Consider the following 10009-nt stretch of genomic DNA (forward strand, 5'->3'; position numbering starts at 1 on the left):
GTCAATAACTTTTGTCTAACTATTTATTTTTACTCTGATTTTTCTAAAAAAGCCCGCTATATTCTCATTTAGAATGAGTTTTATTTAAAAACGTTTCATCTTTTTCTCTTACTTTCTTGAAATCGGTCTAAATGAGAACTATAATGAAAAAGACATTAAGGATCAACGCGACTTCCGAGTTGTCTAGGCCCGCTAGCACGCCTTATTGCGAAACTAGGATGTATCAAAGGAGAAAAAAGATGAAGTTATCTAAAACTTTAAGCGTTGGTGCTACTGTTTTGGCATCAGCAGCCTTGCTTGCCGCATGTGGTGGCAGCAACTCATCATCATCAAGTGCTAAGAAAACCTTAACTTGGATGGACTCAGCCGAAATTCCAACTATGGACATGTCAAAGGCGACTGACGTAACCTCATTCAACCAACTGTCCAACACCATGGAAGGTCTGTACCGTTTAGGCAAGGGCTCAAAGCTGGAAAAGGGTCTGGCAACTAGTGAAAAGGTATCTAAGGATGGGAAGACTTATACCTTTACCTTGCGCAAGTCTAAGTGGAGCGACGGCAGCGAATTGACTGCTAAGGACTTTGTTTACTCATGGCAAAGAACCGTTAACCCAAAGACTGCTTCTCAATATTCCTACCTGTTCAGCGGGATCAAGAACGCTGACCAAATCGTTGCTGGCAAAAAGCCTGTAAGTAGCCTGGGCATCAAGGCTGTTGGCAAGTACAAGCTGGTTGTGACCTTGGAACGCCGGATTGCCTACTTTGACAAGCTGATGGGCTTTGCAGTCTTCTTCCCACAATCAGAAAAGGCTGTTAACAAGTACGGCTCAAAGTACGGTACTGCTTCTAAGTACATGCTCTACAACGGTCCATTTAAGCAAACTGGCTGGACTGGCTCCAACTTGTCTTGGAAGATGGTCAAGAACCCATACTACTGGGACAAGAAGAACGTAAAGCTTGACACCATCAAGTGGAGCGTACAAAAGACTCCATCAACTGCTTACAACTTGTACCAATCAAACAAGTTGGACGCAACTTCTTTGGACTCATCCCAAACCAAGCAATTGAAGAACCAAAAGGGCTATACTAGCTTGAACCAAGGTGCAACCTTCTACCTGCAATTCAACGTTGCTAAGAACAAGGATCTGGCTAACGCCAACATCCGCAAGGCCTTGTCACTGGCTGTCAACCGTAAGGGCTTGACCACCACTTTGGGCGGCAACAGCCTTCCAGCCAACACCTTGACTCCAACGCAATTGACTGACGTTAATGGTGAAGACTACACTAAGCGCATCTCTAAGTCAGCTGAAACTTTGTACCCAGCAACTCCTAACAAGAGCGAAGCCGTTAAGTACTTCAACAAGGGCTTGAAGGAACTGGGCAAGAGCAAGATTAGCTTCAAGATCTTGTCAGACGACACCGACGCCGGCAACAAGACTACTGAATCATTGCAATCAAACTTTGAATCAACCTTTGGCAAGAAGGTGAGCGTATCCGTACAAAACCTGCCATTCAAGACTCGTTTGTCACGTTCAACTGCCGGTAACTTCGACATCGTTGTTTCTGGTTGGTCAGCTGACTTTGCCGACCCAATTTCCTTCCTTGACCTGTTCACTTCAACTAACGCTGAAAACAACGGTAAGTGGAAGAACAGCGAATACGACAAGTTAGTTGCCGACTCTAAGACGACTGCTTCAAGCTCAAAGCGCTGGGACGACTTGACCAAGGCTGAAGAAATCCTGCTGAACAATGTCGGCGTATCACCACTTTACTACGACACTAACGTCTGGATGATCCGTCCAAGCGTTAAGAACGTCATCCAAAACCGTGGTACTTGGAACTTCAAGACTGCCTACATCAAGTAGTTTCTTGACAGACTAGTCGAACATGAATTAAAAGAACGCCTTTTGGCGTTCTTTTTTCTTTATGAGAGATTTTCTGAGATTTTTTAGAAAAAAGTTTAATTAAAAGTTTGATTCTTAAGAAAAAGTTGCTATAATTAGATATATCTTATAACTTTTAATTTTTGTCTAACGTTTTTAAGAAGAACTAATAGTAGAGGTGTAATTATGAGAAAAGGTAAACTCTTTGCAACCGGTTCTGTAACCCTGGCTGCAGCTGCTCTTTTGGCAGCCTGTGGCTCATCATCATCCAGCTCATCCAGCTCTAAGCCACAAAAGCTTGCCTGGACCGAAGCTGCTGAATTGACCACCATGGACCCATCCAAGGCCACTGACCGTTACGACGCTGACCAATTCAACAACGTCATGGAAGGTTTGATCAGGTTGAGCAACAATGCCAAGGCAACGCCTGGTATGGCAACTTCTTGGAAGGAAAGCAAGGACGGCAAGACCTGGACTTTCAACCTGCGTAAGGGTGCTAAGTGGTCAAACGGCGACGAAGTAACTGCTAACGACTTCGTTTACTCCTGGAGAAGAACCGTTAACCCTAAGACTGCTTCAGAATATGCTTACCTCTTCAGCGGCGTGAAGAACGCTGACCAAATCGTTGCCGGCAAGAAGGCCGTTAATACCTTGGGCATCAAGGCTGACGGCAAGTACAAGCTGACGGTTACCTTGGAAAGAAGAATCCCATACTTCAAGCTGCTCATGGGCTTCTACATCTTCTTCCCACAAAACCAAAAGTTTGTGGAAAAGTGCGGCTCTAAGTACGGTACGGCAGCTAAGTACGTTCTGTCTAACGGCCCATTCAAGATGACTGGCTGGACTGGCTCCAACTTGACTTGGAAGCTGGTTAAGAGCAACACTTACTGGGACAAGAAGAACGTTAAGCTGGACCAAGTCTCAATGAGCGTTCAAAAGACCCAATCCACTAGCTACAACCTCTACCAAAGCGGCAAGCTTGACGAAACCAACCTGGATGCTCAACAAAGCAAGCAATTGAAGGGTACTACTGGTTGGACTGTCAGAAAGTTTGCTTCAACCAAGTACCTGCAATACAACATCGCTAAGGACAAGAACTTGGCAAACGCTAACTTGCGTAAGGCAATCTCTCTTGCCATCAACAAGAAGCAATTGGCAACTACGGTTGGTGCCGCTAACCAAGCAGCCGTTTCCTTCACGGCAGCCGGCATCACTGACTCAAGCACTGGCAAGGACTTCTCAAGCGAAGTTAAGACTGCTGCTACTCAAGCCGTTCAAGGCTACGACAAGGCTAAGGCTAAGGAATACTACAAGAAGGCTTTGAAGGAACTTGGCAAGAAGTCAGTCACTATCCAACTTTTGGGTGACGACACTGACGACGCTAAGAAGGTAACTGAATTCATCCAAAGTGCTTTGGAATCAACTCTGGGCATGAAGGTTGAAGTTACTAACGTTCCATTCAAGACCCGTCTGTCCCGCGTTTCCGCTTTGAAGTTTGACGTGGTTGCAACTGGCTGGACTGCTGACTTCTCAGACCCAATCTCCTTCCTTGACCTGCTCTCAAAGGGCAACGCCTACAACTACGGTAAGTGGGAATCAACTGCTTACAACAAGAACGTTTCTCTGTCTAAGACTACTGGCTCAACCGCTGCTCGCTGGAAGGCCATGGTTAAGGCTGACCAAGCTTTAGTTGAAGACCAAGGCGTTACTCCACTGTACTACACTAACGAAGCAACTCTGGTTAAGACTAAGGTTAAGGGCGTTGTCTTCAACGGTGCCGGTGCTCCTTATAACTTCAAGGAAGCTTACATCAAGTAATTTACTGAAGATTTTTAACAGACATCCTTTATACACGAAGAAAGCGAAGATTCATTCTTCGCTTTTTTTATGCAAAAAAGCAAGTATGAGTGAAGGGTTTTTAATTGAAAAAATGGGCTGAGAGGGCTATAATGAGAAAATAATTAATTTCGTCTGTTTTATAAGTCTAACAGTATTGAGTAATACGAGAAAGTAGGGAAAAATGAAGAACCTGAAGAAGTTTTCTGCGGCTGCCATTGTGGCCGCTGCCGTCTTTACGGTGGCTTGCTCTAAGTCCAGCACCAAGAAGGCAGTAGAAAATTCGACTAGCGAATATGAAAAGTCCATCAACTGGATGACCACGTCTGAACTGGAAAGCTTGGACCCAGCCAAGGCTGACGACACGGCCAGTGAAGAGCAGATCGCCAACACCTATGAAGGCTTGTACCGTTTAGGCAAGGACTCAAAGACCATTCCTGGCGTAGCCTATAAGAGCACGACCTCTAAGGACGGCTTAACCTGGACCTTTTATTTGAGAAAGAATGCCAAGTGGTCTAACGGGGACAAGGTAACGGCGCAAGACTTTGTTTACGCCTGGAGAAGACAGGTGGACCCAAAGACGGCTTCTAGCCAAGTCAACAACTACGAAGGCATCAAGAACGCCATTGCCATCTCAGAAGGCAAGAAGAAGGCCAAGACCTTGGGCGTTAAGGCCGATGGCGACTACAAGCTGGTCGTCACTTTTGAAAAGAAGATTCCATACTTTAAGGTGGTGACGGCCATCAGCTTGAAGCCGCTAGACAGCAAGGTTGTTGAAAAATACGGCAAGAAGTACGGCACTAAGTCAGCTTATGCCGTTTACAACGGGCCGTTTACGTCAAGCGACTGGACTGGGTCCAGCTTGACCTGGAAACTGGTCAAGAACAAGTACTACTGGGACAAGAGCGCGGTTAAACTGTCTGCAGTCAACTACAGCGTGCAAAAGACCCCTTCAACCGACTACAACCTCTACCAAACTGGCAAGCTGGATGCAGCCTTGCTGGACACGCAAGCGGCTAAGAGCATGAAGGACAAGAAGGGCTACCGGGTCTTGACTTTAGGCAACACGACCTACCTGTCCTACAACTACAAGAAAAAGAAGATCTTTAGAAACGCCAACCTGCGCCGGGCAATCTCCATGGCTATCAACCGCAAGCAGCTCTTGTCAACCATCGGGACCTACAACACCCAGGCTAAGACCTTCTCAGCTACTAACGTCGTTTTAGATGGGCAAAACTTCGCTCAAGAAGCTGAAAAGAATAACAGCTCTGTCAACAAGTACGTTGAATACAATTTGGCTGATGCCAAGAAATACTATAAGAAGGCTCTGAAGGAATTAAAGGCTAAGAAGATTTCCTTTACTTTGATGGCGGATGACGATGACAGCTACAAGAAGCAGACCGAATTCATCCAAAGTGCCTTGACCGAAGCCTTTGGCAGCCAGATCAGCGTTTCTGTCAACAACCTGCCAAAGACGACGAGAGTTTCAAGACAGATCGCCGGCAACTACGACGTGGTATTGGGCGGCTTAACCAGTGACTTCCCAGACCCATACCACTTCTTGGCCTACATGCAGTCAGGTCAGACCTACAACTTCGGTAAATGGTCAAATAAGGCCTATGACAAGGCGGTAAAGGTCTCCTTGACCATGGATCAGGCTAAGCGGAAGAAGGCCCTCTTAAAGGCGGAAAAGATCATTGTCGACCAAGAGCCAATCAGTCCGCTTTACCACATGGGACAAGCCTGGATGATCCGGCCAACCATCAAGAACCTGGTCTTCAATGGTGAATACCCAGACTTCAAGACGACCTACGCTACTAAAAATTAAGATTCTACCGTGATATAATAGAAAATTGAGATGTTTCTATAACATCCAATTTTCTATTTTTTGTTTAATCAAAAAGAAGAAAACAAAAATGGAAAAGGAAAAGAACAAAATAGAAAAGTTAGGCTTACAAAAATAAGGAAGGAGGAAGAAAAACGCTGATTTCAAAAAGTGAAAATTACGAAAATAAGCTTTTTGCCTGAGAAAAATTACTTTTCTAGCTAAAAACTTATTTAAAAAATAATAATTTAAACTTTGAATTGGCTAAAAAGAGAAAAAAGACAAATTAAAGTTAGGTGGAAAATTAGCGAAAAAAGCCCTAAACAGTCGGAAATACTTGACTTAAAGGAGCACAGTTTTATATTATCGTATGGTAATTTCCTGATTTTCTGGTATAATAAGAAAAACATTAAAAACAAAAACTTGATTAAAAGTAAAAAGTGTAAGGAGCGAGATAATGGGTAAATACTTACTTAAGCGTATTTTTTACATGATCCTCACTTTGTTCCTAGTGGCAACCATCACTTTCTTCTTGATGAAGATGATGCCTGGTTCTCCATATGCCAACGAAGCAAAGATGACGGCAACTCAAAAAGCAATTATGAACAAGCAATACGGCTTGGACAAGCCAGTTATGGTGCAATACTTGACCTACTTGGCTGGGGCAGCGCACGGCGACTTTGGGATTTCCTTCCAATACAGCAACCAACCAGTTTCATCATTGATTGGTGCTCGTCTTGGCGCATCTGCACAATTAGGTTTGCAGGCTTTGGTTGTTGGGGTTATCCTCGGTATCATTCTTGGCTCCTTTGCGGCTATGAACCAAGGTACCTGGATCGACTCAGCTTCCACGGTTTTGGCCATCATCGGTAAGTCAGTTCCTAACTTCGTTTTAGCGGTTCTGCTCCAATATTACATCGGCTTGAAGCTCGGCTGGTTCCCAATTGCCGGCTGGGGTGAAGCCTCACAAACGGTTTTGCCAACGCTGGCGCTTTGCGTAGGGCCACTGGCCGAAACCGCCCGGTTCGTCAGAACGGAAATGGTTGATACCTTGAGCTCTGACTACGTTGAATTAGGTAAGGCCAAGGGGTTGAGCCGGATCGAAGTTATCAGAAAGCACACCCTGCGTAACTCAATGATTCCATTGGTTACCCTGATCGGGCCATACGCCGTTGCCCTGATGACTGGTTCCATGGTTATCGAAAACATCTTCAACATTCCTGGGATCGGTGAACAATTTACCAAGTCAATCTTGACTAACGACTACCCAACCATCATGGGCGTAAGTATGGTTTACTGCTTCGGCTTGGTTGTCATCTTGCTGATTACTGATATCGTCTACAGTTTGATCGACCCAAGAATCAGATTGACTGACTAATTAAGAAAGTGAGGTTTTAAATCAATGGATCAAGACGCAAGTAATGTAAAAATCACTGCTGAATCTTTTGAACACGTTCAAAAGGGTGATACTCAAAGCGCCGAACACATCTCTGGCCCATCACTTTCTTTCATGCAAAATGTTTGGATCAGATTTAAGCAAAACAAGGCTGCGGTTATTTCAGCAATTATCGTTATCGTAATGTTCGTGATTGCCTTTGGTTCAACCTTCTGGATCAACAACTCCAGCTTGGTTAAGTCAGCACCGCAATATGCTAACTTGCCTGCCAAGTGGAAGGGCTTTGACTGGCTCAACGGCTTGAACGGTAAGATCAAGCAAAACGGCGTTTGGACTGACGCTTACGCTTCAGTACCAGCTGGCAAGTACTTTGTAGCTGGTACCGACTACCTTGGCCGGTCTTTGGCTCAAAGAATCATCTACGGTACTAAGATCTCCTTGATCGTTGCCGTGGTAGCTGCCTTCTTCGACTTGGCCATCGGTGTTACCTACGGGATCATCTCCGGCTGGAAGGGCGGCATGGTCGACAACATCATGCAACGGATCATCGAAATCATCTCCTCAGTTCCAACTCTGGTTATCGTGGTTTTGATGCTGGTTGTTTTGAAGCCTGGTATTACTTCCATCATCTTGGCCCTGGCCATCTCCTCATGGACGACCATGGCCCGGCAGATCCGTGCCGAGACCCTGTCTTTGAAGAACGAAGAATACGTTTTGGCTGCACGGTCATTAGGTGAATCAACCTTCAAGATTGCCTGGAAGCACTTGATTCCAAACCTTTCAAGTATCATCATCATTCAAACGATGTACACGATCCCAAGTGCCATCTTCTTCGAAGCCTTCCTGAGCTTTATTGGTATCGGTATTTCTGCACCAGAAACTTCATTGGGTGTTCTGCTGAACGAAGGTCAAAAGAACTTCCAATTCCTGCCATACCAAATGTGGTATCCAGCAACGGTTCTGTGTATCTTGATGATTGCCTTTAACTTGCTTGGCGACGGTCTGCGCGACGCCTTCGACCCTAAGGGCCAAAGATAAGGGGGAGACAAATGGCAAATAGAATTTTAGACGTTAAGAACTTAAAGATTGACTTCCACACTTACGCTGGTGAAGTTAAGGCCATTCGTGACGTGTCCTTCCACCTGGATGAGGGTGAAACCCTGGCCATCGTTGGTGAATCTGGTTCAGGTAAGTCAGTTACTACTAGAAGCATCATCGGTCTTTTGGCCAAGAACTCCCAAATCATGGGTGGCCAAATCCTCTTCCACGGCAAGGACTTGCTGAAGATTTCTGAAAAGGAATGGCAACAAATTCGTGGTAACCAAATCGCCATGATCTTCCAGGACCCAATGACTTCCCTTGACCCAACTATGAAGATTGGTCAGCAAATCGCTGAACCATTGATCAAGCACAAGGGCGCTTCTAAGAAGGAAGCTTGGGCTAAGGCCTTGGACATGATGAAGGCCGTTGGGATTCCAAACGCTGAAGAAAGAATCAACGAATACCCACACCAATTCTCTGGTGGGATGCGTCAGCGTATTGTTATCGCCATTGCCTTGATCTGTGAACCAGAAATCTTGTTGGCCGACGAACCAACTACCGCATTGGACGTTACGGTTCAAGCCGAAATCTTGGACTTGATGAAGGACCTGCAAAAGCGGGTTAAGACTTCAATCATCTTCATCACCCACGACTTGGGCGTTGTGGCCGGCATGGCTGACCGGGTTAACGTTATGTACGCTGGTGAATTCTTGGAAAAGGGTACGGTTGACGACATCTTCTACAACCCACAACACCCATACACTTGGGGCTTGATCAACTCCATGCCAACCTTGACCAGTGAAAAGCTTGAATCAATTCCTGGTACCCCACCAGATCTTCTGGACCCACCAAAGGGTGACCCATTCGCACCAAGAAACAAGTACGCAATGAAGATCGACACCCAAATGAAGCCACCATTCTTCAAGGTCTCAGAAACTCACGAAGCTGCTACTTGGCTTTTGCACCCAGACGCACCAAAGGTTACGCCACCTGCAGAAATCGTTCGTCGCTGGGAACACTACAAAGAATTGCAAGCAGCTGACAAGGATTAAAGGAGACGCAGATTATGGCAGAAGAAAGAAAAAAGATTTTAGAGGTCAAGCACCTGAAGCAATACTTCAAGAACGGCCGCAACATCACTAAGGGTGTTGACGACGTCAGCTTCGACATCTATGAAGGTGAAGTCTTCGGCTTGGTTGGTGAATCTGGTTCAGGTAAGACCACTACGGGCCGGTCAATCTTGCAGCTTTACAAGCCAACTGCGGGCGAAGTCATCTTTGAAGGCAAGGACGTTACTAAGCTTCATGGTCGGGAAGAAAACTTGGCCTTCCGCCGCGACGCCCAAATGATCTTCCAGGACCCTTACGCTTCTTTGAACCCAAGAATGACTGTTGAAGACATCATCGCTGAAGGCTTGGACATTCACGGCTTGGTTAAGACCAAGGAAGAACGCCGCCAGCGGGTTGAAGACCTGTTGGAAACCGTTGGTTTGAACCGGAACCACGCTTCACGTTTCCCACACGAATTCTCCGGTGGTCAGCGTCAGCGTATCGGGATCGCCCGGGCCTTGGCCGTTGAACCAAAGTTCATCGTTGCCGACGAACCAATTTCCGCTTTGGACGTTTCCATTCAAGCCCAGGTTGTTAACTTGATGATCGACTTGAAGAAGGAAAGAAACTTGACTTACCTCTTCATCGCTCACGACTTGTCCATGGTTAAGTTCATCTCTGACCGGATCGGGGTTATGCACTATGGTAAGCTTTTGGAAGTCGGGGACGCCGACGAAGTTTACGACCACCCACTTCACGACTACACTAAGAGTTTGATTTCTGCCGTTCCACAACCAGACCCAGAAATCGAACGCAACCGTCACCGGATCGACTACGAATACGGCAAGTTTGAAGGCGACGGCAAGGACGACCAACGGACCATGCACGAAATTCGCCCAGGCCACTTTGTTAAGTGTACTGATGACGAAGTTGAGTACTACGAAAAGGTCGCTCAAAGCTACGAAAAGTAAAAAAGCAA

General features: G+C 45.9%; 7 protein-coding genes. All 7 read left to right on the top strand.

The window, feature by feature from the left end; all coding sequences use genetic code 11:
- The first annotated feature begins 239 nt into the window (after positions 1-239).
- The 7 genes from ACI4WN_RS01140 to ACI4WN_RS01170 all read left to right on the top strand — a co-directional run bounded on the left by ACI4WN_RS01140 (position 240) and on the right by ACI4WN_RS01170 (position 10001).
- Positions 240-1865, top strand: coding sequence for a peptide ABC transporter substrate-binding protein (locus ACI4WN_RS01140; RefSeq protein ID WP_439776607.1), 1626 nt, complete (start codon positions 240-242; stop codon positions 1863-1865).
- Between the two features lie 204 nt (positions 1866-2069).
- On the top strand, positions 2070-3701 hold the full coding sequence (locus tag ACI4WN_RS01145; RefSeq protein ID WP_439776608.1) for a peptide ABC transporter substrate-binding protein: 1632 nt from the start codon (positions 2070-2072) through the stop codon (positions 3699-3701).
- A gap of 202 nt (positions 3702-3903) precedes the next feature.
- Positions 3904-5547: a peptide ABC transporter substrate-binding protein gene (locus ACI4WN_RS01150; protein ID WP_439776609.1), complete on the top strand. Its 1644-nt coding sequence runs from the start codon at positions 3904-3906 to the stop codon at positions 5545-5547.
- Positions 5548-6001: 454 nt separating this feature from the next.
- Positions 6002-6922, top strand: coding sequence for an oligopeptide ABC transporter permease (gene opp3b / locus ACI4WN_RS01155; RefSeq protein ID WP_439776610.1), 921 nt, complete (start codon positions 6002-6004; stop codon positions 6920-6922).
- 24 nt (positions 6923-6946) lie between these two features.
- Complete coding sequence (locus tag ACI4WN_RS01160; protein ID WP_439776611.1) at positions 6947-7978, top strand: ABC transporter permease; 1032 nt, start codon at positions 6947-6949, stop codon at positions 7976-7978.
- An 11-nt stretch (positions 7979-7989) separates the two neighbouring features.
- Entirely contained in the window at positions 7990-9033 is a 1044-nt protein-coding gene (locus ACI4WN_RS01165) for an ABC transporter ATP-binding protein (protein WP_008463477.1), read from the top strand.
- 14 nt (positions 9034-9047) lie between these two features.
- A complete protein-coding gene (locus ACI4WN_RS01170; protein ID WP_439776612.1) occupies positions 9048-10001 on the top strand; it encodes an ABC transporter ATP-binding protein in 954 nt (317 codons plus the stop codon).
- Positions 10002-10009: the final 8 nt, after the last annotated feature.

Origin of the sequence: Lactobacillus sp. (genome assembly GCF_051893255.1) — a bacterium.
Taxonomy (GTDB): domain Bacteria; phylum Bacillota; class Bacilli; order Lactobacillales; family Lactobacillaceae; genus Lactobacillus.